Origin of the sequence: Jeotgalibacillus proteolyticus, from assembly GCF_002926065.1 — a bacterium.
Lineage (GTDB): Bacteria > Bacillota > Bacilli > Bacillales > Jeotgalibacillaceae > Jeotgalibacillus > Jeotgalibacillus proteolyticus.
In genome coordinates this window covers 606,165-627,566 of the sequence record NZ_PREZ01000003.1, presented here as the reverse complement: position 1 = coordinate 627,566, position 21,402 = coordinate 606,165, and the positions used below count along the sequence as shown (strand labels likewise).

The 21,402-nt window shown below is 46.1% G+C and carries 15 protein-coding genes, 8 tRNA genes, 2 rRNA genes and 1 riboswitch; of the genes, 18 read left to right on the top strand and 7 right to left on the bottom strand.

What is annotated here, in order from left to right:
- The 12 genes from C4B60_RS10200 to C4B60_RS10145 all read left to right on the top strand — a co-directional run.
- A 23S ribosomal RNA gene (locus C4B60_RS10200) occupies nucleotides 1-2,922 on the top strand; the annotation flags it as partial.
- A gap of 211 nt (nucleotides 2,923-3,133) precedes the next feature.
- A 5S ribosomal RNA gene (gene rrf, locus C4B60_RS10195) occupies nucleotides 3,134-3,249 on the top strand.
- A gap of 5 nt (nucleotides 3,250-3,254) precedes the next feature.
- A tRNA-Asn gene (locus C4B60_RS10190) sits at nucleotides 3,255-3,329 on the top strand.
- Nucleotides 3,330-3,598: 269 nt separating this feature from the next.
- The gene (locus C4B60_RS10185; RefSeq protein ID WP_104057876.1) at nucleotides 3,599-4,123 is read left to right on the top strand and encodes an Rrf2 family transcriptional regulator; all 525 of its coding nucleotides are present in this window, start codon (nucleotides 3,599-3,601) and stop codon (nucleotides 4,121-4,123) included.
- Nucleotides 4,123-7,101 (top strand): YhgE/Pip domain-containing protein, encoded by a 2,979-nt coding sequence (locus tag C4B60_RS10180; RefSeq protein ID WP_104057875.1) that lies wholly within the window; start codon nucleotides 4,123-4,125, stop codon nucleotides 7,099-7,101. Before C4B60_RS10185 ends, C4B60_RS10180 begins: the two co-directional genes overlap by 1 nt.
- Nucleotides 7,102-7,325: 224 nt before the next feature.
- A tRNA-Thr gene (locus C4B60_RS10175) sits at nucleotides 7,326-7,398 on the top strand.
- Nucleotides 7,399-7,413: 15 nt separating this feature from the next.
- Nucleotides 7,414-7,488: transfer RNA gene (locus C4B60_RS10170), tRNA-Glu, on the top strand.
- A 4-nt stretch (nucleotides 7,489-7,492) separates the two neighbouring features.
- A tRNA-Val gene (locus C4B60_RS10165) sits at nucleotides 7,493-7,568 on the top strand.
- Nucleotides 7,569-7,573: 5 nt separating this feature from the next.
- Nucleotides 7,574-7,649 (top strand) — tRNA-Thr (locus tag C4B60_RS10160).
- A gap of 25 nt (nucleotides 7,650-7,674) precedes the next feature.
- Nucleotides 7,675-7,758 (top strand) — tRNA-Tyr (locus tag C4B60_RS10155).
- 79 nt (nucleotides 7,759-7,837) lie between these two features.
- A tRNA-Gln gene (locus tag C4B60_RS10150) sits at nucleotides 7,838-7,912 on the top strand.
- A 3-nt stretch (nucleotides 7,913-7,915) separates the two neighbouring features.
- Nucleotides 7,916-7,988: transfer RNA gene (locus C4B60_RS10145), tRNA-Lys, on the top strand.
- Between the two features lie 286 nt (nucleotides 7,989-8,274).
- On the opposite strand, the gene C4B60_RS10140 is transcribed toward C4B60_RS10145, so the two are convergent.
- From C4B60_RS10140 to C4B60_RS10110, 7 genes are read right to left on the bottom strand one after another with little or no spacing between them, the layout of a single operon-like run.
- Complete coding sequence (locus C4B60_RS10140; protein ID WP_104057874.1) at nucleotides 8,275-8,904, bottom strand: precorrin-2 dehydrogenase/sirohydrochlorin ferrochelatase family protein; 630 nt, start codon at nucleotides 8,902-8,904, stop codon at nucleotides 8,275-8,277.
- On the bottom strand, nucleotides 8,892-9,638 hold the full coding sequence (locus C4B60_RS10135) for a sirohydrochlorin chelatase (protein ID WP_104057873.1): 747 nt from the start codon (nucleotides 9,636-9,638) through the stop codon (nucleotides 8,892-8,894). Before C4B60_RS10135 ends, C4B60_RS10140 begins: the two co-directional genes overlap by 13 nt.
- A gap of 19 nt (nucleotides 9,639-9,657) precedes the next feature.
- Nucleotides 9,658-10,434 (bottom strand): uroporphyrinogen-III C-methyltransferase, encoded by a 777-nt coding sequence (cobA, locus tag C4B60_RS10130; protein ID WP_104057872.1) that lies wholly within the window; start codon nucleotides 10,432-10,434, stop codon nucleotides 9,658-9,660.
- Nucleotides 10,435-10,468: 34 nt separating this feature from the next.
- Entirely contained in the window at nucleotides 10,469-11,068 is a 600-nt protein-coding gene (gene cysC / locus C4B60_RS10125; RefSeq protein WP_104057871.1) for an adenylyl-sulfate kinase, read from the bottom strand.
- Nucleotides 11,069-11,078: 10 nt separating this feature from the next.
- The gene (gene sat, locus C4B60_RS10120) at nucleotides 11,079-12,227 is read right to left on the bottom strand and encodes a sulfate adenylyltransferase (RefSeq protein WP_104057870.1); all 1,149 of its coding nucleotides are present in this window, start codon (nucleotides 12,225-12,227) and stop codon (nucleotides 11,079-11,081) included.
- A 16-nt stretch (nucleotides 12,228-12,243) separates the two neighbouring features.
- Nucleotides 12,244-13,323, bottom strand: a complete 1,080-nt coding sequence (locus C4B60_RS10115; protein ID WP_104057869.1) for a sulfate permease — start codon at nucleotides 13,321-13,323, stop codon at nucleotides 12,244-12,246.
- A gap of 17 nt (nucleotides 13,324-13,340) precedes the next feature.
- The gene (locus C4B60_RS10110) at nucleotides 13,341-14,057 is read right to left on the bottom strand and encodes a phosphoadenylyl-sulfate reductase (RefSeq protein WP_104057868.1); all 717 of its coding nucleotides are present in this window, start codon (nucleotides 14,055-14,057) and stop codon (nucleotides 13,341-13,343) included.
- 175 nt (nucleotides 14,058-14,232) lie between these two features.
- Nucleotides 14,233-14,337, bottom strand: a riboswitch (SAM riboswitch).
- Nucleotides 14,338-14,634: 297 nt separating this feature from the next.
- Between C4B60_RS10110 and rocF the strand changes: the two genes are divergently transcribed.
- The 6 genes from rocF (at nucleotide 14,635) to glmM (ending at nucleotide 21,067) form a co-directional block, all read left to right on the top strand.
- Nucleotides 14,635-15,537, top strand: coding sequence for an arginase (gene rocF / locus C4B60_RS10105; RefSeq protein ID WP_104057867.1), 903 nt, complete (start codon nucleotides 14,635-14,637; stop codon nucleotides 15,535-15,537).
- A gap of 327 nt (nucleotides 15,538-15,864) precedes the next feature.
- Complete coding sequence (sigW, locus tag C4B60_RS10100) at nucleotides 15,865-16,428, top strand: RNA polymerase sigma factor SigW (RefSeq protein ID WP_104057866.1); 564 nt, start codon at nucleotides 15,865-15,867, stop codon at nucleotides 16,426-16,428.
- Nucleotides 16,429-16,463: 35 nt separating this feature from the next.
- The gene (locus C4B60_RS10095; RefSeq protein ID WP_104057917.1) at nucleotides 16,464-17,075 is read left to right on the top strand and encodes a zf-HC2 domain-containing protein; all 612 of its coding nucleotides are present in this window, start codon (nucleotides 16,464-16,466) and stop codon (nucleotides 17,073-17,075) included.
- 396 nt (nucleotides 17,076-17,471) lie between these two features.
- Nucleotides 17,472-18,311: a diadenylate cyclase CdaA gene (gene cdaA, locus C4B60_RS10090; RefSeq protein WP_104057865.1), complete on the top strand. Its 840-nt coding sequence runs from the start codon at nucleotides 17,472-17,474 to the stop codon at nucleotides 18,309-18,311.
- Nucleotides 18,253-19,665 (top strand): CdaR family protein, encoded by a 1,413-nt coding sequence (locus C4B60_RS10085; protein ID WP_104057864.1) that lies wholly within the window; start codon nucleotides 18,253-18,255, stop codon nucleotides 19,663-19,665. Before cdaA ends, C4B60_RS10085 begins: the two co-directional genes overlap by 59 nt.
- Before the next feature lie 52 nt (nucleotides 19,666-19,717).
- Nucleotides 19,718-21,067, top strand: coding sequence for a phosphoglucosamine mutase (glmM, locus tag C4B60_RS10080; RefSeq protein ID WP_104057863.1), 1,350 nt, complete (start codon nucleotides 19,718-19,720; stop codon nucleotides 21,065-21,067).
- The last annotated feature ends 335 nt before the right edge of the window (nucleotides 21,068-21,402 follow it).

The window sequence follows — 21,402 nt, the reverse complement described above, 5'->3', positions numbered from 1 at the left end:
AAGGGCGCACGGTGGATGCCTTGGCACTAGGAGCCGATGAAGGACGGTACTAACACCGATATGCTTCGGGGAGCTGTAAGTAAGCTGTGATCCGAAGATTTCCGAATGGGGGAACCCCGTATCCGTAATGGGATATGATCTTCCGCTGAATACATAAGCGGTTGAAGGCAGACCCAGGGAACTGAAACATCTAAGTACCTGGAGGAAGAGAAAGCAAATGCGATTCCCTGAGTAGCGGCGAGCGAAACGGGATCAGCCCAAACCAAGAGGCTTGCCTCTTGGGGTTGTAGGACACTCTATACGGAGTTACAAAGGACGTAGTTAGACGAAGCGGTCTGGAAAGGCCCATCAGAGAAGGTAACAATCCTGTAGTCGAAAGCTATGTCCCTCCAGAGTGGATCCTGAGTACGGCGGAACACGTGAAATTCCGTCGGAATCCGGGAGGACCATCTCCCAAGGCTAAATACTCCCTAGTGACCGATAGTGAACCAGTACCGTGAGGGAAAGGTGAAAAGCACCCCGGAAGGGGAGTGAAATAGATCCTGAAACCGTGTGCCTACAAGTAGTCAGAGCCCATTTACGGGTGATGGCGTGCCTTTTGTAGAATGAACCGGCGAGTTACGATTTGATGCAAGGTTAAGCTGATAAGGCGGAGCCGCAGCGAAAGCGAGTCTGAATAGGGCGAATGAGTATCAGGTTGTAGACCCGAAACCAGGTGATCTACCCATGTCCAGGGTGAAGGTGAGGTAACACTCACTGGAGGCCCGAACCCACGCACGTTGAAAAGTGCGGGGATGAGGTGTGGGTAGCGGAGAAATTCCAATCGAACCTGGAGATAGCTGGTTCTCTCCGAAATAGCTTTAGGGCTAGCCTCATGTAGTAAGAGTCTTGGAGGTAGAGCACTGTTTGGACTAGGGGCCCCCAACGGGTTACCGAATTCAGACAAACTCCGAATGCCAAAGACTTATCCATGGGAGTCAGACTGCGAGTGATAAGATCCGTAGTCGAAAGGGAAACAGCCCAGACCACCAGCTAAGGTCCCCAAGTAATCGTTAAGTGGAAAAGGATGTGGGGTTGCTTAGACAACCAGGATGTTGGCTTAGAAGCAGCCACCATTTAAAGAGTGCGTAATAGCTCACTGGTCGAGTGACCCTGCGCCGAAAATGTACCGGGGCTAAACGATTCACCGAAGCTGTGGATGACATCTCTTCTGAGATGTCGTGGTAGGAGAGCGTTCTAAGCGCTGTGAAGTCAGACCGGAAGGACTGGTGGAGCACTTAGAAGTGAGAATGCCGGTATGAGTAGCGAAAGAAGAGTGAGAATCTCTTCCACCGAATGCCCAAGGTTTCCTGAGGAAGGCTCGTCCGCTCAGGGTTAGTCGGGACCTAAGCCGAGGCCGATAGGCGTAGGCGATGGACAACAGGTTGATATTCCTGTACCACCAACGCATCATTTGAGTGATGGGGGGACGCAGGAGGATAGGAGAGCGCACTGTTGGATATGTGCGTTTAAGCAGTTAGGCAGGAAACGAGGCAAATCCCGTTTCCGTGTAAGCGGAGCTGTGATGACGAGGGAACTTTAGTACCGAAGTCTTTGATTCCACACTGCCAAGAAAAGCCTCTAGCGAGATGTAAGGTGCCCGTACCGCAAACCGACACAGGTAGGCGAGGAGAGAATCCTAAGGTGAGCGAGTGAACTCTCGTTAAGGAACTCGGCAAAATGACCCCGTAACTTCGGGAGAAGGGGTGCTCTGGTAGGGTGCAAGCCCGAGAGAGCCGCAGTGAATAGGCCCAGGCGACTGTTTAGCAAAAACACAGGTCTCTGCGAAACCGTAAGGTGAAGTATAGGGGCTGACACCTGCCCGGTGCTGGAAGGTTAAGAGGAGTGCTTAGCGCAAGCGAAGGTACGAATTGAAGCCCCAGTAAACGGCGGCCGTAACTATAACGGTCCTAAGGTAGCGAAATTCCTTGTCGGGTAAGTTCCGACCCGCACGAAAGGTGTAACGATCTGGGCACTGTCTCAACGAGAGACTCGGTGAAATTATAGTACCTGTGAAGATGCAGGTTACCCGCGACAGGACGGAAAGACCCCGTGGAGCTTTACTGTAGCCTGATATTGAATTTTGGCACAGCTTGTACAGGATAGGTAGGAGCCTTTGAAACCGGAGCGCCAGCTTCGGTGGAGGCATTGGTGGGATACTACCCTGGCTGTGTTGAACTTCTAACCCTCACCCGTGATCCGGGTGGGAGACAGTGTCAGGCGGGCAGTTTGACTGGGGCGGTCGCCTCCTAAAGAGTAACGGAGGCGCCCAAAGGTTCCCTCAGAATGGTTGGAAATCATTCGAAGAGTGTAAAGGCATAAGGGAGCTTGACTGCGAGACCTACAAGTCGAGCAGGGTCGAAAGACGGGCTTAGTGATCCGGTGGTTCCGCATGGAAGGGCCATCGCTCAACGGATAAAAGCTACCCCGGGGATAACAGGCTTATCTCCCCCAAGAGTCCACATCGACGGGGAGGTTTGGCACCTCGATGTCGGCTCATCGCATCCTGGGGCTGTAGTCGGTCCCAAGGGTTGGGCTGTTCGCCCATTAAAGCGGTACGCGAGCTGGGTTCAGAACGTCGTGAGACAGTTCGGTCCCTATCCGTCGTGGGCGCAGGAAATTTGAGAGGAGCTGTCCTTAGTACGAGAGGACCGGGATGGACGCACCGCTGGTGTACCAGTTGTCAAGCCATTGGCATCGCTGGGTAGCTATGTGCGGACGGGATAAGTGCTGAAAGCATCTAAGCATGAAGCCCCCCTCAAGATGAGATTTCCCACACGCAAGTGGTAAGATCCCTGAAAGATGATCAGGTAGATAGGTTCGAGGTGGAAGCATGGCGACATGTGCAGCTGACGAATACTAATCGATCGAGGACTTAACCTATATGAAAAGGTGGAGGCGAAACGGCAGAAAAGCCAGGAGCCGAAACTGAATTCAATGGTGATTACTCGATGTTGCGACGTTTGTTTGTGTCTTATCCAGTTTTGAAAGAATGAGTTTTGCAGCTATTGCGATTTTATTTTTTCTTCTAACTTACTATTGAATTTTGTGATAAAATTGGTATAATAGTTTTTGTCCAAGTCAATAATAAGCGTCTAGTGATGATAGCGAAGAGGTCACACCCGTTCCCATGCCGAACACGGAAGTTAAGCTCTTCAGCGCCGATGGTAGTTGGGGGTCTCCCCCTGTGAGAGTAGGACGTCGCTAGGCATTGATCCGCAGTAGCTCAGTGGTAGAGCTATCGGCTGTTAACCGATCGGTCGTAGGTTCGAGTCCTACCTGCGGAGCCATTTTTTCTTTTTACTAAGCATGTTTAGTCCGGCTGAAATACATACAACAATAAGCTCACTCCTTCCGGGAGGGGCTTTTTTATTTGTCTTCAAACGTACAGTTCACCTTCCTATCTACCCAGTGTTTTTAAACAGGAATCCGGATACTTATTCTGCGAAAGATAGATCTTGCCAATAAGTAGTTCATGGGGTATACTATCATCTCAAAGTGGATATTAAATATCCATTATAGATAAAATATGTCCTTTTATATGCAAGGAGGAAAATAAATGATGAAAATGAAAAGCGGAGCAGAGCAGGGAGCGTGTATTTTAGCAATGGTAGGTACTCAGCTGGCAGATGTTCCAATCAAAAGTGATGCCATAAGTGAGCGCTTATCTGCATCTCCTTCTTATTTAAAAAAAGTAATGCGTAAATTAGTGATAAATGGTGTAATCAATTCGGTTTCAGGGGTGAACGGGGGATTTACGCTGGCAAAGGACCCAAAGGAGATCTCACTTTACGATCTTTTAATTGCTATTCAAGGCGATAATCTGTTCATTAAATTCGGTGGTGGATTAAAGAAGGTATTTCCGGAATCTGAGATCGCTGCAACAGGTGAGAGAATTCTTCAGGATGCTTTTTTACAGGCGGAAACGCAGTATCTTGAATCATTAAAATCCATTTCATTGCATACGATTCTTTCTCAGGCTATAGGTACGGAGGAATACCAGTTTGTGAATTGGAATGAAAAAGTAAATGATGAGCTATTCAATCAATTGCAAGAAGCAATGAGTGAAGGGGAAATCAGTTAATGAATATGATAAAAGCTGAGTGGCGTAAGATTTTAAGCGACAGGAAGCTTGTGATTGTCATACTTGGGCTATTATTTATCCCGATGGTGTACGCTTCAATTTTTCTTATCGCAAGCTGGGATCCTTACAGTAAAGTGGATCAGCTTCCTGTCGCAGTCGTAAACGAAGATATGACCTATAAATTTGGGGATGAAAACCTGGCTGTAGGAGATGAGCTGGTAAAAAATCTGGAAGGCAACCAAAGTCTTGAATGGCATTTTACTGATCGCTCTGAAGCAATGGATGGAATTGAAAATGGAGATTATTATATGACGGTTATCATTCCTGAGGATTTCTCAGAGCATGCTGCGAGTGTGTTAGATGAAGATCCAAAGGAAATGGTGCTTGAATATTATACAAGCGGTGGAAGAAGCTTTATGGGAGAGCGGATCACAGAATCTGCAGCCCAGGCTTTGGATAAAGAAGTTGCAGAGTCTGTAACGCTTGAATACGCACGGACGATGCTAAGTCAGCTTGGTGAAATAGGCGATGGCTTTCACGAAGCAGCAGATGGTGCAGGTGAAGTCAGAGATGGGAATGTAGAGTTAAAAGATGGCATCGGAAAACTGGCGGCCAGTCTGCTCACCTTTGAAAATGGGCTCAAAACTACTGAAGAAGGAAGTAAGGAACTAGCCATTAAGGTTGGAGACGTTGTAACCGGGATGAATGATTTAAAAGCAGGTATCTACGATTACACGTCTGGAGTATCGACGCTTGCAGACGGTATTTCTCAATATGTAAATGGTGTTGAACAGTTCGGATCAGGTGTCGATAGGCTTAGTGGAGGCCTTAAGGATTTTGATGAAGGAATTGGCCGATATACCTCGGGAGTAAATCAGCTCGATCAAGGTATCCAGCGCTACACTTCTGAGATCGATTCAATAAATCAGGGAGTGCAGGGATATGCGAATGATCTTCTTTCATTAAGAGAAGAGGTATTGGGGTCTCAGCGAGCTATTCCATCTTTAATCGAAGAGGTGGGCCGTTTACAGGAAAGAGGGGATACCTTGAGTACCGGAAGTCATAATCTTTCTGATTACCTTAGCGGTGTGGAGGGAGATTTACGCTCTCTTTCCGAACAAGCTTCCCTAATTAGTCAATCCATAGACCAGCTTCCAGCCTCTGAGGCTCCGCAGCAAAAGAGCGCAGTTGGAGAAAGCGCAATGGCTGAGAAAAATACAGAACAGATGAATTTGCTTTTGCAGGAACTTCAAGCCCTGCAGGAAGCACCCGCATCAACTGGCGGCCAGCCGGATACCGGAGCAGCACAGGAGGCACTGAATGCTCTTGAACAGGAGGTCAATGCACTAAACAGTCAAGCTGATTCATCAGCGGGTAATGATTATAGCTGGATTGAAGCAAGTGGTGTCGATCTTAGTGATGAAGAAAGAGATCAGCTGATTCAGGCCTTTAATCAGTCTGGTGGAACAAACCAAAGCACCGTTTCAACTGATTTACTTACAGAGAGCATAGGGTCAGTCAGACAAGCGATAAACGGAATAGAATCAACTAACGGACCTTCAGCTGACGTTACGGCTGCTATTTTACAAACAGAGACCTTAATTCAAACGAATCAGGAGCTGTTGAATGCACTTGGAAATTCGGAAGAGAGGGTTGTTCCTTCCTCTGCTAATTCAAATGCTGCAGGAGAGCTTGGGGAGCTGGCAGCTTCTTTAACTGAAGGAATCGAGCAAAGCACGAATCGGGTTTCTCAGGCAAGAGAGCAGGCAGGGAGTCTGGATCAGACGACTGAAACGCTTTTCAGTGGACTGAATGACTATACTTCAGGTGTTGAACAGGAGCTTAATTTTGATCGAGATTGGCTGTCAGATAAAACCACCGAAGCACTTGAAGGGGCTAATCAGCTGGAGGAGGCAACACATGAGCTCGCCTCTGGGTCAATTCAGCTGAATCAGCAGTCGTCTGCTTTAACTTCGGGCAGCCGGAAGCTGACAGGAGCAGGTGATGAGCTGCAGCAGGCTTCTTCACAGTTAGATGCAGGTGGACAGAAGGTTACGGACGGAGCAAATGAGCTTACCGCCAATAATCAAAGATTAAATGGCGGGGCACAGGCACTTGCAGATGGCATGCCGCAAGTAGAATCGGCTCTCTGGTCATTAAATGGAGGGCTGAATCAGCTTACCGACGGAGCAGGTGAATTAAATAACGGTTCTATACAGCTTGAGGATGGATCCGGGAAGCTTGCAGATGGCTCCGGTGAATTAGCTGCTGGTCTTGAAGACGGAGCAGCAGAGCTTGATGGCATTCATCGAGAAGATAAAAATGCAGAAATGTTTTCTTCTCCTACTGAGCTCAAGGGAAATCACGTAACAGACCTGCCGAATTACGGCTATGGATTAGCGCCTTATATGATGTCGATTGCCTTATTTATAGGAGCGGTTATTTTTTGCTTATTAGTTCCTGTAAACACTTCTGCCATTACGCCGTCTTCCGGGCTGTCGTGGTGGACCAGTAAGTTTTCATTGCTGTCCCTTGTATCTATTCTTCAGGGATCGATTTTAGTTGGAGTCATGATGCTGATTGGGATTAACCCTGAAAGTAGTGTACTCGAGCTATTTGCAGTGGCCATAGTAAGTTCTCTTGCTTTTATGGCTCTCGTTCAGTTTTTTGCAGTCGTATTTGGAAACCCTGGGCGATTCCTTGTTCTTGTTTTAATGGTGCTTCAGCTTAGTGCATCAGGAGGAACGTTCCCGGTAGAGTTATTAAATGACTTCCTGCGGTCGATCAATCCGTTTCTTCCGATGACGCATTCAATCAATGCTTATCGTGAAGTGATTTCAATCGGAGGCAGTCCGGGAAGTGAATTGCTGATCCTATTAGGGTATTTTGCAGTATTCCATCTGGGGACGATTCTCTTTTTCACATTTAAAACAAAAAGAATAAAAAAGAAGGCTTCTCTTGAAGAAAAAGCAGCTTAAGCAGTATATTAAAAGCAGTTGGAGGGTAATCCTTCAGCTGCTTTTTGTGTTGTGAAGTATTCTAAAACAAACGCTTGTTTAAAAGAAAAAAGAACCCGAATTATTTTTAAAAATCTTTTAAAAAAGTTTTAAAAAACTATTGAATTTCCTTCCTTACCCGTATATAATAAATCTTGTTCGCTTCACAGAAGAAGCGCTTCGATTGGAACAGATTTCATCGTTCTGCTTCCATAGCTCAGCAGGTAGAGCACTTCCATGGTAAGGAAGAGGTCGCAGGTTCAAATCCTGTTGGAAGCTTATTTTTACTCTCAGGGCCCGTTGGTCAAGCGGTTAAGACACCGCCCTTTCACGGCGGTAACACGGGTTCGAATCCCGTACGGGTCACCATGTTGGAGAATTAGCTCAGCTGGGAGAGCATCTGCCTTACAAGCAGAGGGTCGGCGGTTCGAGCCCGTCATTCTCCACCATTTATGCCGGTGTAGCTCAACTGGTAGAGCAACTGACTTGTAATCAGTAGGTTGGGGGTTCAAGTCCTCTTGCCGGCACCAGTTTTCATTCTATATTAACCCTTTTGGAGGGGTAGCGAAGTGGCTAAACGCGGCGGACTGTAAATCCGCTCCTTCGGGTTCGGCAGTTCGAATCTGCCCCCCTCCACCATTTTTTTAAAAAGTTACTTAATTGCTTTATAGTCTTTATCGATTTTGGGCATACTTAAGTGGACTTGATCTTGACTCATTGGGCTATAGCCAAGCGGTAAGGCAACGGATTTTGATTCCGTCATTCCCAGGTTCGATCCCTGGTAGCCCAGCCATATGAGCCATTAGCTCAGTCGGTAGAGCATCTGACTTTTAATCAGAGGGTCGTAGGTTCGAATCCTACATGGCTCATTTTATAAAATCTCTCATCCATGATGAGGGATTTTTTGTTGTGGTTTTTTAATAAAAGAAGAGTGCCTCGACTAATTTAAAAAGAAGCTGGGACATATGTGTCTCAGCTTCCTAAACCCGGTTCACTGCGCTTCAGCCGGACGCTTTCCGCGGGGCGGGGCTTGAGCTAACTTGCTTTCAGCAAGTGGATCTCAAGCTCCCGCCTCATCCCGCAGGAGTCGCCGCCTTCCGCTCCGTTCACCTCACGTTTCTGAATTTAAAGTTAGGTCTCAATCCTCTAACATCTTTATTCTAAAAAAGACTGTTCCTCTTTAAGCTTAAGCAATTCATTCCATTTCGCTTCTCTTGCTTGTCCATCCAGTCTCAGGGAGTCATCAAGCAGCTCCCATAGGAGTGTATGCTTAGCTTCCTCAGAAAGAGAGATGGTTTTAATCAGCTCACGGCATTCCTTTAAGAATGCAGTGTAGGGGACCCAGCTTTCATCAAATTGAGCATCGAGCTCTTTTTTCAGCTTCCGTGTCAGCTTGGGGCTTGATCCGTTGGAGGTTACAGCAACCTGTAAATGTCCCCGTCGGACTGTTGCAGGAAATGTAACATTTCCTTCTTTAAATTCATCCACTACACAAACAAGCTGATGGGGCGGAAGGGTCTGGGCAAGCTCCTCATTTGCCTGACGGTCATTTGTCGCTAATATCGCAAGCATCGATTCTTTGAAGTCAGCGGCTGCGGCTTTACGTTTAATAAGCCTGTAGCCTTTTTCCTCTGAAAGCGTAAGAACCTCCTCAGAAAATTCCGGGGCAACAAAGGTAATATAGGCCTGTTCAGCCTCAAGCACTCTCGCTTTTCTGGCTGCGATTCGCCCGCCGCCAGCAATGACGATTTTTTTCCCGCTAAAATTAATAACTAACGGCTGCAAAGTAATTCCCCCTGTGAAGCTGCACGTTCGATGACAATTTTTTGAATGACTTCATGCTTTCCTAACGAGCCGGTATGGGTGATCGAGTAGCCCAGCTTCTCTTTTTTACGAACCTTTTGATTAATTTCTGTTAGAAGCAGTCCGCCAAAAAGAAGGTAGGGGACAACGATAATCCGACCTGAAGCCTTGGCCGTTATAATTTCCAGTCCTTCATCAAGCCTTGGTTCAATTGCGGCAAGATAACACACCTCAACCAGTTCAACACCGGTCCTTTCCTGCACACCTTCAGAGATTTGCCCAAATGCAATTCGGGTTTCCGGGTCGCTGCTGCCTCTGCCGACAATCAAAAGAGAATCTGAAGGGGAGAGGGTACCTGATGTTGTGTTGATAAGTTCAGCAATGGCATCCAAGATTATTTCCTGCACCCCAAAGGAGTCCGTGATGGTCAGTTTTACATCCGGGTACTGCTGCCGGAGGGGAGCAAGCTCATTTGGAATATCCTGTTTTATGTGGCCTGCCGTTAAAAGAAAAATTGGAACGATCTTAATTTCGGTGGCGCCTCTTTCAACACAGCGTTTAAAGCCTTCATCAATATAAGGCTCCGTCAGCTCGAGAAAACTGATTTCCTGAATGGGCACATCCACCTGATTGATGACGGCTTCTAGAAATTGCTTTGCTTCATCTGCACCTTTTTTTGACCGTGTACCATGACCGATATAAAGAATAGCCTTCATCTGCAAAACACTCCTTTCCTTAGCCGTGAACAACCGGTAGATGGGGAGCAATTTCCTCATCAAACCAATTGATCTTCTTGTGCAGACGGACGACTTCACCGATGACAATCATGCTTGGATTTGAAATATTTGCTTCCTTTACACGCTCTTCAATCGTTTCAAGTGTACCGACGACCGTGCGCTGATCCGGGAGCGTTCCCCAGTGGACGAGGGCAATTGGCGTTGTTGGCGCTTTGCCGTTGTTAATTAAGTGGCTCACAATCGCAGGCAGCTGGGAAACACCCATATAAATACAGATCGTATCAACCGCTTTGGCTAAATGCCCCCATTGATGCTCAGCTCCTGCATCTCCTGCCTGATGACCGGTAATAAAGGCAAAGCTTTTGCTTAATGTCCGGTGCGTTACCGGGATGCCTGCATAGGCAGAAGCGGCAATACCGGCTGTGATGCCCGGGACCACTTCAAAAGGGACATCATTTTTTGCACATTCCTCTGCTTCTTCTCCGCCGCGGCCAAATACAAATGGATCGCCGCCCTTTAAACGGACAACATTCAGCCCTTTTTTAGCGTACTTCACAAGGAAATGATTGATCGTTTCCTGTTTCATTGTATGGTAGTGGGGCAGCTTTCCACAGTAGACGAGGTGTGCCTCTTTATTTGCGTGCTGGAGGAGCTCAGGGTTAACGAGCCGGTCGTAAAGAATGACATCAGCATTTTCAATGCACCGAAGTCCTTTAACGGTTATTAACTCGGGATCCCCTGGTCCTGCTCCGACTAAATACACTGTACCTGTCATTTATTTGCCACCCTTTCTCCTGATGTGGATCTTTCTATATTATCTGTTTTTCACGTAGATATTGCAAAACCTGATCAACTGCTTCTTCTACTGAGATGTCCTTTGTACGTACGGTGATTTCCGGATTTTCCGGTGCTTCATATGGTGAGTCAATCCCGGTAAATCCTTTTATTTCACCGCGTCTTGCTTTGGCATAAAGTTGTTTTGTATCTCGATTTTCGCATTCTTCCAAAGGACAGTCCACAAATACTTCGATAAATTCGTGTTCATCAAATAATTCCCTTACCTGATTACGGTCGGACTGGAAAGGGGAGATAAACGCTGTTGTTACGACTTTTCCACTATCCACGAAAAGCTTCGCCACCTCACCGATTCTTCGGATGTTTTCCGTTCTGTCCTCATCGCTGAAGCCGAGATCCTTGTTCAGTCCGTGGCGGATATTGTCTCCATCAAGTACATACTCATTAATTCCGTTCTTATATAGCTCGACTGACACTGCATTGGCTATGGTTGATTTTCCTGATCCGGAAAGGCCGGTAAACCAAAGAACACAGCTGCCATGTGCATTTTGAATTCTGCGTTCTGATTTTGTGATCGTGGTTGCATGCCAGGTAATATTCGTTGCTTTCGTCATGATTTCCCTCCTAAATGGTTGCTTCCTGTTTCATTCCTTCAATCAGCACCTCAACAACCTCTTTCCGACTGAACTCGGCTGGAGGAAGCTCGCCTGCACGGAGCATTTCCCGTACCTTTGTTCCTGATAAAATGACGCGGTCTTCCTTGCTGTGAGGGCAGGTTTTATCTGACGCCATTCCTTCACATTTCAGGCAATAGAAGCTGTGCTCGAAGAATAAAGGCTTGATCCCTAACTCTTCTTCTGTAAATTCGCTGAAAATATATTGAGCATCGTAGGTTCCGTAATAATCGCCGACCCCGGCGTGATCACGGCCGACAATAAAATGCGTACAGCCGAAGTTTTTACGGGCAATCGCATGGAAAATGGCCTCACGCGGTCCGGCATATCTCATAGCAGCAGGATAAACGCCCAACTGAACACGTTTTTTAGGATAATAATTGTCTAACAGGACTTTATAGCTTTTTAAACGGATGTCTGCTGAAATATCGTCTGATTTCGTTTCTCCAACAAGCGGATTAACGAAAAGTCCATCCACCGTTTCAAGAGCCGCTTTTTGAATATATTCATGCGCTCTGTGAATCGGGTTTCTTGTTTGAAAGCCTACGATCGTTTTCCAGCCTTTTTCTTCAAACAGCGCTCTTGTTTCTTTAGGCTTTAGCCAGACATCATCGAATACCCCTTTTTCAGGATGCTTCACAAGAACAACATCACCCGCTACATACACTTCGCCGCGTTCAAACAGCCGCTTTACACCAGGGTGAGCAAGATCCTCTGTCTTATATACCTCTTGCGCTTCCTTTTTCAAATCCGGTGTAAACCATTCAGACACCTCGATCACTCCATAAACAGTGCCATCTTGAACCAGTTTAATTTGTTCCCCTTTTGTCAGCGTCTCAGCATACGAAGACGAAACAGGGAGTGTAACAGGAATAGACCAGATAGTGCCATTTTCAAGGCGCATGGAAGTAACAACTGACTCGTAATCCTTTTGCCCAAGAAAACCTTTGAGCGGGCTGAATAGACCGACTCCGATTAGCTCTAAGTCGCTCAACGCAATACTGTCAATTTCAATCTCTTTTTGGATGGATGAAAATTCAAAGGAAGGATTATAGGCTTGGACAAGCTCTCCTCCGTGCGGGTTTGGTAAGTGTGACATATTCAACAACCTTTCTTTACTGTTTATTTTCTCTGACCAGTTCTGCAGGGACAGGAATTGACGCTTTCGAGCGTTTCATCAGGAACCGCACGCCAAAAACGGCAACTAACGTACCTATTATGGCAACAAGCGGGTAAAGCGATTTTTCAACAACAAGCGTAATTAATGTATAAGAAAGCACCATGGAAACAACAGGCGACACCACCCAGACTGTCAGCATCTGAACAACGATATCTTTTTTCAGCACCGCTTTTCCATGCTTTGCAAAGCCAATGCCGATGATGGAGGAGGTCGTGATCTGGGTCAGAGGCACGGGAATGCCAAAAATGGAAGCGGCTGTAACGATGCTCGCTCCGGTCCCTGAGATGACACAGCCTTCTTCAAGACGAAGAGTGGTGATCTTCTTGCCATTGGTCTCCATCACCTTATGCCCGAGAAACAGAGCGCCTAACGCAACAAACAGTCCGCCCCAGAGAATCCCATTGCCTGTACTCATTAAGCCTGCGCCGACAAGAGGACCGACTGCATTTGCGACATTGTTCATGCCGGCCGAAAAAGCCTCAAATAATCCCATGATGATCACAATGGGAGCTAAGTACTTTGCTGCCTTTGGTGCAGTAACCCATTTTTTTATCAGTTTTATCTCAAGCAGCTTGGCGGCAGCGATGGCGATAAAGAAAGCAACAACCGGAGTAAGCAGCCAAAACATCACAATCCAGGCCAGCTTTCCGAAAAACACAGAGTGATAAACAATCCCTGCTCCCACTACTGCTCCAACTGCCACCTCACTAGTTGAAAGAGGAATGCCGAAAATATTAGCCAAAAACAGTGAAATAGCAGCAGAAGCCAGCACGATTAACGCGATTGTGACGGTAAAGGTGTCATTTGGAACAATTCCGCTTCCAATGGTTTTGACAACCTCTCCGCCGCCAAGCCAGGCTCCAAAAAACACCGTAACTGCACAAAGGCTGAGAGCCACATATCTTTTCTTAATGACCCCGGAGCCATAAGAAATCCCCATGGTCGCAGCAGCACCGCTGGCACCGATGTTAAGTGCAAAAAACAGCCCAATTGAAATGGCGATAATTTCGAGCATCTAAAAAGACCTCCTTCCTATGCGTGCAGCCCGCACTCCGTTTTCGTGCTGTTATTCCAGCGGCCTGCGCGGGAATCACCGTCTTCACTAACCGGACTGGTACATGGGAAACAGCCGATGCTTGGATACCCTTGGCTGTGAAGCTTATTAAATGGAAGGTCGTGCTTTTTGATATGCTCCCATACCTCATCCCAGGTCCAGTGGATAAGTGGACAGATTTTAAGATTTTTAAATTTCTCATCTTTATTGATAAACTGGGTAGCTGCCCGTGTTGGTGATTGCTCTCTTCGAAGCCCGGAAATCCAGGCAGTCTTATCTGACAAAGCCTCCTGCAACGGAACGACCTTTCGGATATGACAGCACATATTTGGATCCCGCTTCCAGAGGGCAGGACCGTGCTCCCCGCGCTGTTCATCCAGTGTAAGAGCAGCTTTTTTCATTTCAATTTGCAGAGAAGGAAAACGTTCCTTGATTTTTTCAATGACATCATAGGTTTCAGGGAAGTGTAGGGCTGTGTCAAGAAAAACGATGTGAGCACTCGGATTTACGCGTGCAATGAGGTCAAGCAGTACAATCGCCTCTGCACCGAAGCTTGAGGCATAAACAATTTTATCTGCTGTATACGTACTGTAAGCCCACTCAAGAACTGACAAAGCACCTTTTGATTCATCGCTTTCATTCACAGGAAATGTATCAGAAATCTGGTTCCATTCTTCATAGCTTACATATGTCATTAGGAAAGACACTCCTTTAATGATTTAAGATTAAATACACGTTTAATTGGTTGGCTCCAGGGCACATCTAGTTGGTTTGAAACGTTTTAACTACTTGCAAGCGTGATTTAAGGTTCATAAAAAAGCAAAAAACGCCTTTTCCAATTTAGGAAAAAGCGCGATCATTTGGATCTGCACCTTATCTTCCAAAATGGATTCATTTTGCTGGAATTGGCACCTTGCTCAATGGCAGGTTGCCGCGGCATCGACGGGCCAGTCCCTCAGCCGCTCTAGATAAGCGAGCTATAAAGTTGTTGAGAATAATCCTACCATACAGGTATGAATAGTCAACCGTTATAAAAGTAAAATTCTGATATTTCGAAAATCAGGAGAATAGTCCTACTTCACTAAAGAAATGGATGCTGAGGTAAATCGATCTCTTGCATAGTATTCAAAAATTAATGAAAGGATAACAAAAGCCCGAAATTTTTTTCGTATATATATACACCACCTTGCTTGGTTGAGTCACTGGATATGAAAGCGTTACAATACGAAGGAAGATAGAGATAAAAAAGTACGAGACAGGGGGATTACCAGGATGAAAAAGAAAAATATTGCACTCGTTGGGGTGCCGATGGACCTTGGGCAAATGAGACGGGGTGTCGATATGGGGCCGAGTGCGATCCGGTATGCCGGTGTGATCGAACGCTTAGAGCAGCTTGGTCATACAGTAGAAGATCTTGGGGATATCCGAATTGATCAGCCGGAACGCGAGCATACAGCTGATACGAACTTACGGAATCTAGATGCAGTGGTTAAAGGGAGCACGGAGCTTGCAACAACCGTCCGATCCGTAAAAGAAAAAGGGGATTTCCCTTTGATTCTTGGCGGAGATCATAGTATCGCGATTGGTTCTCTTGCAGGGATCAGCAAGCGCTATGAAAATCTCGGTGTGATCTGGTATGACGCTCACGGAGATTTAAATACAGGCGAAACCTCTCCTTCGGGAAATATCCATGGGATGCCGCTTGCTGTCAGCCTTGGAATTGGTCATCCGGATCTTGTAAATATCCTGGATTACACTCCTAAAGTAAAACCTGAAAATATTGTGATCATTGGTGCTCGTTCTTTAGATGAAGGAGAGCGTGAACTAATTAAGGAAAGAGGCATTCGTGTCTATACAATGCATGAGATTGATCGCATGGGCATGACGAAGGTAATCGAAGAGTCAATCGACTATTTGAAAGGAAGAACAGATGGTGTTCATCTGTCTCTTGACTTGGATGGTCTGGATCCACTTGATGCACCCGGAGTTGGAACGCCTGTCATTGGCGGAATCAGCTACAGAGAAAGCCACCTGGCGATGGAGATGCTTGCAGAAGCAGATCTTTTAACCTCAGCTGAATTTGTAGAGGTCAATCCAATCCTGGACGAAAAAAATAAAACAGCAAAAGTAGCTGTCGCTTTAATGGGATCGCTATTTGGCGAGAAACTGCTTTAATAGTTCTGCTATAATGAAGAGAGACGGGCTTAAACAGGCGCCCGCTCTTTTTTTGTGAATAAAAATACCTACCTTTAAGACTTCGTTTTCATTATGTTCAGATTTCTTCATTCGGTTCTTTAACAAAATGACCTTCTAATAATCCTGTTTATTTGTAATTATTGGGATGACTCTCTACTATCGTAGCGTTATAATCAAAGTAAATGCTATGCGACACATACGTCGAAAACTTCCTACATATAAAATTAATTATAAATAAAATGTGTGAAACCTTTTACGCATCTTGTACGTAAACAGGGGAGAGCCGCATGGAGCGGAGGTACTGAAATGGAATTGATCGTGAAAAAGAGAATTAAACAAGTGCTCAAAGGTGATCAACAGGCGTTTGGCGAGATCGTGGAATTGTATAAAGACAGAGTATTCCATGTATGCTACCGAATGCTCGGCAATCGGCACGAAGCAGAGGATATGGCGCAGGAGGCATTTCTACGCGCGTATACCAATATTCATAAATTTGATGTAGACCGAAAATTTTCAACCTGGCTTTATCGGATTGCAACAAATCTCTGCATCGACCGTATACGAAAGAAAAAGCCTGATTATTATTTGGACGCTGAAGTATCTGGTACGGAGGGGTTGACGATGTACTCCCAGATTCAGGCGGACGGCCGTCTGCCTGAGGAAGAAGTGGAGTCGATGGAGATACAGGAATCAATTCAAAAAGAAATTTCATTACTACCCGATAAATATCGTTCTGTTATCGTATTAAAATATATTGAAGAGCTCTCGCTAAAAGAAATCAGCGAGATACTGGATTTACCGCTTGGCACGGTCAAGACGAGAATCCACCGCGGGCGTGAAGCACTGCGAAAACAATTAAGAACATTGTAGAGAGGGTGAGTTTTGTGACCACTTGTCCTGAGGAAATGGTGCACTTGATGCATGAATATTTAGATGAAGAGCTATCTGCTGAAGATGAAAAGAAATTAAAGACGCATCTTCAAGCCTGTGAGGCATGCAGAACTCATTTTCAGGAATTAAACCGCACGATTGCGTATGTACAAAGCTCTTCTCATATCCAGGCGCCTGAGAATTTTACTCAAAAGGTCATGAACAGCCTGCCTAATGAAAAAAGGAAAAAGGCGGGGGTTGAGCGCTGGCTTCAAAACAACCCATTTTTTGCAGCAGCGGCAATATTTTTGGTGTTAATGGGCGTAAGCCTTTTAACGACCTGGAGCAGTACGGATGAGTTTTCGTTTACAAATGAAGGAACCGTTATTGTAGAAGACAAAACCGTTGTCGTGCCGCAGGGTGAGGTAATTGAAGGCGATGTCATCGTAAGAAATGGAGATCTCCGGGTTGAAGGAGAGGTAAATGGAAAGGTGACCGTGATTAACGGAGACAGCTATCTTGCAGGAGCAGGCTCTGTTACAGGAGAAATAGAAGAAATTGACCAGGCATTTGAATGGCTCTGGTACAATATTAAAAAAGCGTTTCAGGATCTGGGAGCCTTTTTCCAGAGTGATGAAACCCCATAATAGTAAGTAATGAAAAGAGTTTTGTACATGACGTGAACTAAAAAAGGCTACATTTCATGATTATTCGTTTAGAAAACGTGAGGTGAACGGAGTGGAAGGTGACGACTCCTGCGGGATAAGCGGGAGCTTGAGATCCACTTGCGTAAGCAAGTTAGCGAAGGGCCCCGCCCCGCGGAAAGCATCCGCCTGAAGCGCAGTAAACCGGATAAAGGGGGTTGAGACATACATTTGTCTCAACCCCTTTTTAATTTATCAGGCTGCACATTTAATCGATTAAGCTGAATAATGAAGTTAGCGGAAATGCATGATAAGGTATGTTATAATGATGTGGTTTAAAGAAAATAAATAGAATCCCCCTTTAAGACGGGGTGTAAATACATTAGTGGAGGAAGTCATATGCCGTTTGCCGATCAATTCACAGATTTAGCGGTGCTGGATCTTGTGATCAACGCAGTCGATATTTTACTCGTCTGGTACGTGATATACAAATTGATCACTGTGATTCGCGGGACGAAGGCTGTGCAGCTCTTAAAGGGAATTTTTGTTATTGTCATCGTTCGGGGGCTCAGTGAACTCCTTGGTTTTAATACGTTAGGCTGGATGATGGAGCAGGTAATGCTCTGGGGGGTTCTGGCCGTTATTATTATTTTTCAGCCTGAATTGCGACGTGCACTTGAACAATTGGGGCGGGGCAAGCTGTTTGCCCGTGGAAACCTGCAGGAAAACGAAGAGCGCGACCGTTTAGTGGAGGCTGTCACAAAATCAGTCAGCTATATGGCTAAACGACGAATCGGCGCTTTGATTACCTTTGAAAAAGAAACCGGTATGGGTGATTATATTGAAACCGGGATTCAAATGGATTCCCACCTGACATCAGAGCTGTTAATTAATTTATTTATTCCAAACACACCATTGCATGATGGGGCAGTTATTATTCAAAAGAACCGGATTGCAGCGGCTGCCTGTTATCTTCCATTATCGGAAAGTCCCTTTATTTCAAAGGAACTTGGGACAAGGCACCGTGCAGCGCTTGGCGTAAGTGAAGTAACAGACAGTATTACTGTCGTCGTTTCTGAGGAAACAGGCGGAGTTTCCTTCACAGCAAACGGCGAGCTTCAGCGCAACCTGGAGCTAGAGGAATTCAGTAAGCTTCTTCGCCGCGAATGGTTTGGCGAAAATGAAACATCTGCTGCCTCGACGCGATGGAATTGGAGGGGTAAAAAGAACAATGGATAAATTTCTGGAAAGCCGCTGGTTTTTAAGAGGTTTTGCCCTGTTAATGGCTTCGCTTATGTTTGCGACTGTCAACAGTCCTGATGATCAGCCGACAAATACATCGAGTCCGCAAAACTCAGCGGAAACGATTGAAAATGTTCCTGTTGATACGATGTATGATGAGGAATCGCTTGTGGTATCAGGAGTGCCAAGCACCGTTAATATTACGATAGAAGGCCCGACTCAGATCGTTCAAACGACCAATGCGCTCAGAGATTTCAGAGTGTTTCTTAATATGAGCGATCTTGAGATCGGCACACATGAAGTACCGATTCAGCATGAGGGGTTTTCACCTCAGCTCCGGGTAACATTGTCTGAACCGGTCGCGAATGTTACCATAGATGAGCGCGTAACCGAAGAATTTTCCGTTGATGCTGAATATAATAGCGATATTATCCCTGCCGGCTATGAGCTGGATGAACTGACGGTAAACCCTGAAACTGTAACGGTGACAGGAGCAAAAGGGATTGTCGAGTCTATCCGTCACGTACGGGTATTTGTAAACCTTGATAGTGAGATTGAGTCTGAAGAAACGGTTCAGGGGTCTGTACAGGTTCTCAATGGGGACCTTGACAAGCTTCCTGTCTCAGTTGAGCCCGCCACAGTGGATGTATCCATCAGTGTTCTTCAGCCAAGTAAGGAAGTTTCACTCGTACCGGTCCAGACCGGGACACTTGAGGACGGACTTGTGGTTGAGAACCTGGCATTAGCAAGTGACACTGTAACTGTTTACGGGCAACAGGACGCAATTGATGCGATCAGTGAAATTGAAGTACCGTTTGATTTAACCGGTGTAACCCAGAGCGGGTCTAGGATTGAAGTGCCAATTCCGCTTCCTGATGGGGTCGAGGAGCTTTCGCAGTCATCCGTATCAGCAGTTGTGACATTTGAAGAGACCGAGGAAGCTTCAGCTGAACCGGCTAATCCTCAGGAGGATGTTGAGGAGCCGGAATCACAAGCCCCGGATGAAGAGGAAGAAGAGAATGCAGAACCAACAGATCAAGCAGAAAATGAAGAACAAAATACAGATACCGATCAGGAGCTGACGTTGTCGGCTCTTCCTGTTGAAATTAGAGGAACAGGCGATGATCTGCGGGCAGCCTTTCAAAATCCGCCCGGCGGGGAGCTAAGCTTGCGAATAACAGGAGAACCGGAAGATGTTGAAAACATTTCAGAAGAAGACATCTCCCTTTATGTAGAAGCTGATAATCTTGATGAAGGTGAACATGAGCTTGAAGTTCAAATAGATGGACCGCCTGAAGTGACGTATATATTGTCTCAGGCAAGCGTCACCATTCAGCTGGCCGAAGCATAAGAAAAAACAAGGTTTAGGAATAGTGTACAGATAAGAAGGAGCGATGAAGGAAATGGGTAAATATTTTGGAACAGACGGCGTTCGTGGCGTAGCGAATGCAGAGCTTACGCCTGAACTGGCTTTCAAGCTTGGACGCTTTGGAGGCTACGTGCTGACAAAAGAAACCACAAGGCCAAAGGTATTAATCGGCCGTGATACAAGAATTTCAGGACATATGCTTGAAGGAGCCCTTGTAGCAGGTCTTCTTTCTATTGGAGCAGAAGTAATGCGCCTTGGCGTAATTTCAACACCTGGAGTGGCATTTTTAACAAAAGCTATGGGAGCACAGGCTGGCGTTATGATCTCAGCTTCCCACAATCCGGTGCCTGATAACGGCATTAAGTTCTTTGGTCCGGATGGCTTTAAGCTGACAGATGAGCAGGAAAATGAAATTGAAGCGCTGATCGATGCAGAAACAGACGAAACACCACGTCCTGTAGGCGGCGATCTTGGGATTGTGACGGATTACTTTGAAGGCGGACAGAAATATCTTCAGTACCTGAAGCAAACAGCGGATGAAGATTTCTCAGGCCTGCATGTCGCACTAGACTGCGCACACGGAGCAACCTCTACACTTGCAACTCATTTATTTGCCGATTTGGATGCAGACCTCTCTACAATGGGTGCTTCGCCAAACGGTTTGAATATCAATGAGGGTGTAGGCTCTACTCACCCGGAAGCTCTTGCAGCATTTGTTAAGGAGAAAGGTGCAGACGTAGGTCTTGCATTTGACGGAGACGGGGACCGGATCATCGCAGTTGATGAAAACGGAACAATCGTTGATGGCGATCAGATTATGTTCATCTGTGCCAAGCATCTGAAATCAGAGGCTCGCCTGAAGCAAAACACGCTCGTATCAACCATCATGAGTAATCTTGGCTTTTATAAAGGACTTGAAGCAGAAGGCATTACAAGCATTCAAACCGCTGTCGGCGACCGGTATGTGGTAGAAGAAATGAAAAAAGGAAACTACACGCTGGGCGGCGAGCAGTCAGGCCATATTATCTTCCTTGATTACAACACCACAGGAGACGGTTTGTTATCGGGTCTTCAGCTGGTAAATATCATGAAGCTCACTGGCAAAAAGCTTTCTGAGCTTGCAGGCGAAATGGAAATCTTCCCTCAAAAGCTTGTTAATATCCGTGTGAGCGATAAACACGGCGTAACAGAAAATGAACGTGTGAAGGCAGTCATTCAGGATGTGGAAAGCGAAATGAACGGCAACGGCCGGATCCTCGTTCGCCCTTCCGGAACAGAGCCGCTAGTACGCGTCATGGCAGAAGCACAAACAGCTGAGCAATGCGAAGCTTACGTTAGCCGCATTGCAGAGGTTGTTGAAGAGGAAATGGGAATTAAAGCATAGAAATAACATCCGGCACCGCAAAGCTGCGGTGCCGTTTTAAATTGTTATCCCGCTGTAACCATTGTCATAATTTTATGTGTTATCATCCTTTTTGTGCCTAATTTGGTATTAGCATTGACGAAAATATTCCCAATCGAGTATGATGGAGTATGTGTAAACCTGCTATAATGGGGTATATACAAAAAGGCTTTAGCTAATTATAGAAAGGTGGAGCGTGAGGTTACAAAGCAATAAAAAGCGCCAGGACTGTCTCACGAGCGAAAGAGGCAGTTGACGAGGAGGAGGAGCATCGAGTTTTCGGCGGATGCCTCCCGACTGAAAAGCTGCACAGTCGT

What these genes read in the sequence shown, in the direction of transcription:
- C4B60_RS10185 (WP_104057876.1), top strand. Translation starts at nt 3,599, where the DNA reads ATGATGAAAATGAAAAGCGGAGCAGAGCAGGGAGCGTGTATTTTAGCA.
- C4B60_RS10180 (WP_104057875.1), top strand. Translation starts at nt 4,123, where the DNA reads ATGAATATGATAAAAGCTGAGTGGCGTAAGATTTTAAGCGACAGGAAG.
- C4B60_RS10135 (WP_104057873.1), bottom strand. Translation starts at nt 9,638, where the DNA reads ATGAAGGCTATTCTTTATATCGGTCATGGTACACGGTCAAAAAAAGGT.
- cobA (WP_104057872.1), bottom strand. Translation starts at nt 10,434, where the DNA reads ATGACAGGTACAGTGTATTTAGTCGGAGCAGGACCAGGGGATCCCGAG.
- cysC (WP_104057871.1), bottom strand. Translation starts at nt 11,068, where the DNA reads ATGACGAAAGCAACGAATATTACCTGGCATGCAACCACGATCACAAAA.
- sat (WP_104057870.1), bottom strand. Translation starts at nt 12,227, where the DNA reads ATGTCACACTTACCAAACCCGCACGGAGGAGAGCTTGTCCAAGCCTAT.
- C4B60_RS10115 (WP_104057869.1), bottom strand. Translation starts at nt 13,323, where the DNA reads ATGCTCGAAATTATCGCCATTTCAATTGGGCTGTTTTTTGCACTTAAC.
- C4B60_RS10110 (WP_104057868.1), bottom strand. Translation starts at nt 14,057, where the DNA reads ATGACATATGTAAGCTATGAAGAATGGAACCAGATTTCTGATACATTT.
- rocF (WP_104057867.1), top strand. Translation starts at nt 14,635, where the DNA reads ATGAAAAAGAAAAATATTGCACTCGTTGGGGTGCCGATGGACCTTGGG.
- sigW (WP_104057866.1), top strand. Translation starts at nt 15,865, where the DNA reads ATGGAATTGATCGTGAAAAAGAGAATTAAACAAGTGCTCAAAGGTGAT.
- C4B60_RS10095 (WP_104057917.1), top strand. Translation starts at nt 16,464, where the DNA reads ATGGTGCACTTGATGCATGAATATTTAGATGAAGAGCTATCTGCTGAA.
- cdaA (WP_104057865.1), top strand. Translation starts at nt 17,472, where the DNA reads ATGCCGTTTGCCGATCAATTCACAGATTTAGCGGTGCTGGATCTTGTG.
- C4B60_RS10085 (WP_104057864.1), top strand. Translation starts at nt 18,253, where the DNA reads ATGAAACATCTGCTGCCTCGACGCGATGGAATTGGAGGGGTAAAAAGA.
- glmM (WP_104057863.1), top strand. Translation starts at nt 19,718, where the DNA reads ATGGGTAAATATTTTGGAACAGACGGCGTTCGTGGCGTAGCGAATGCA.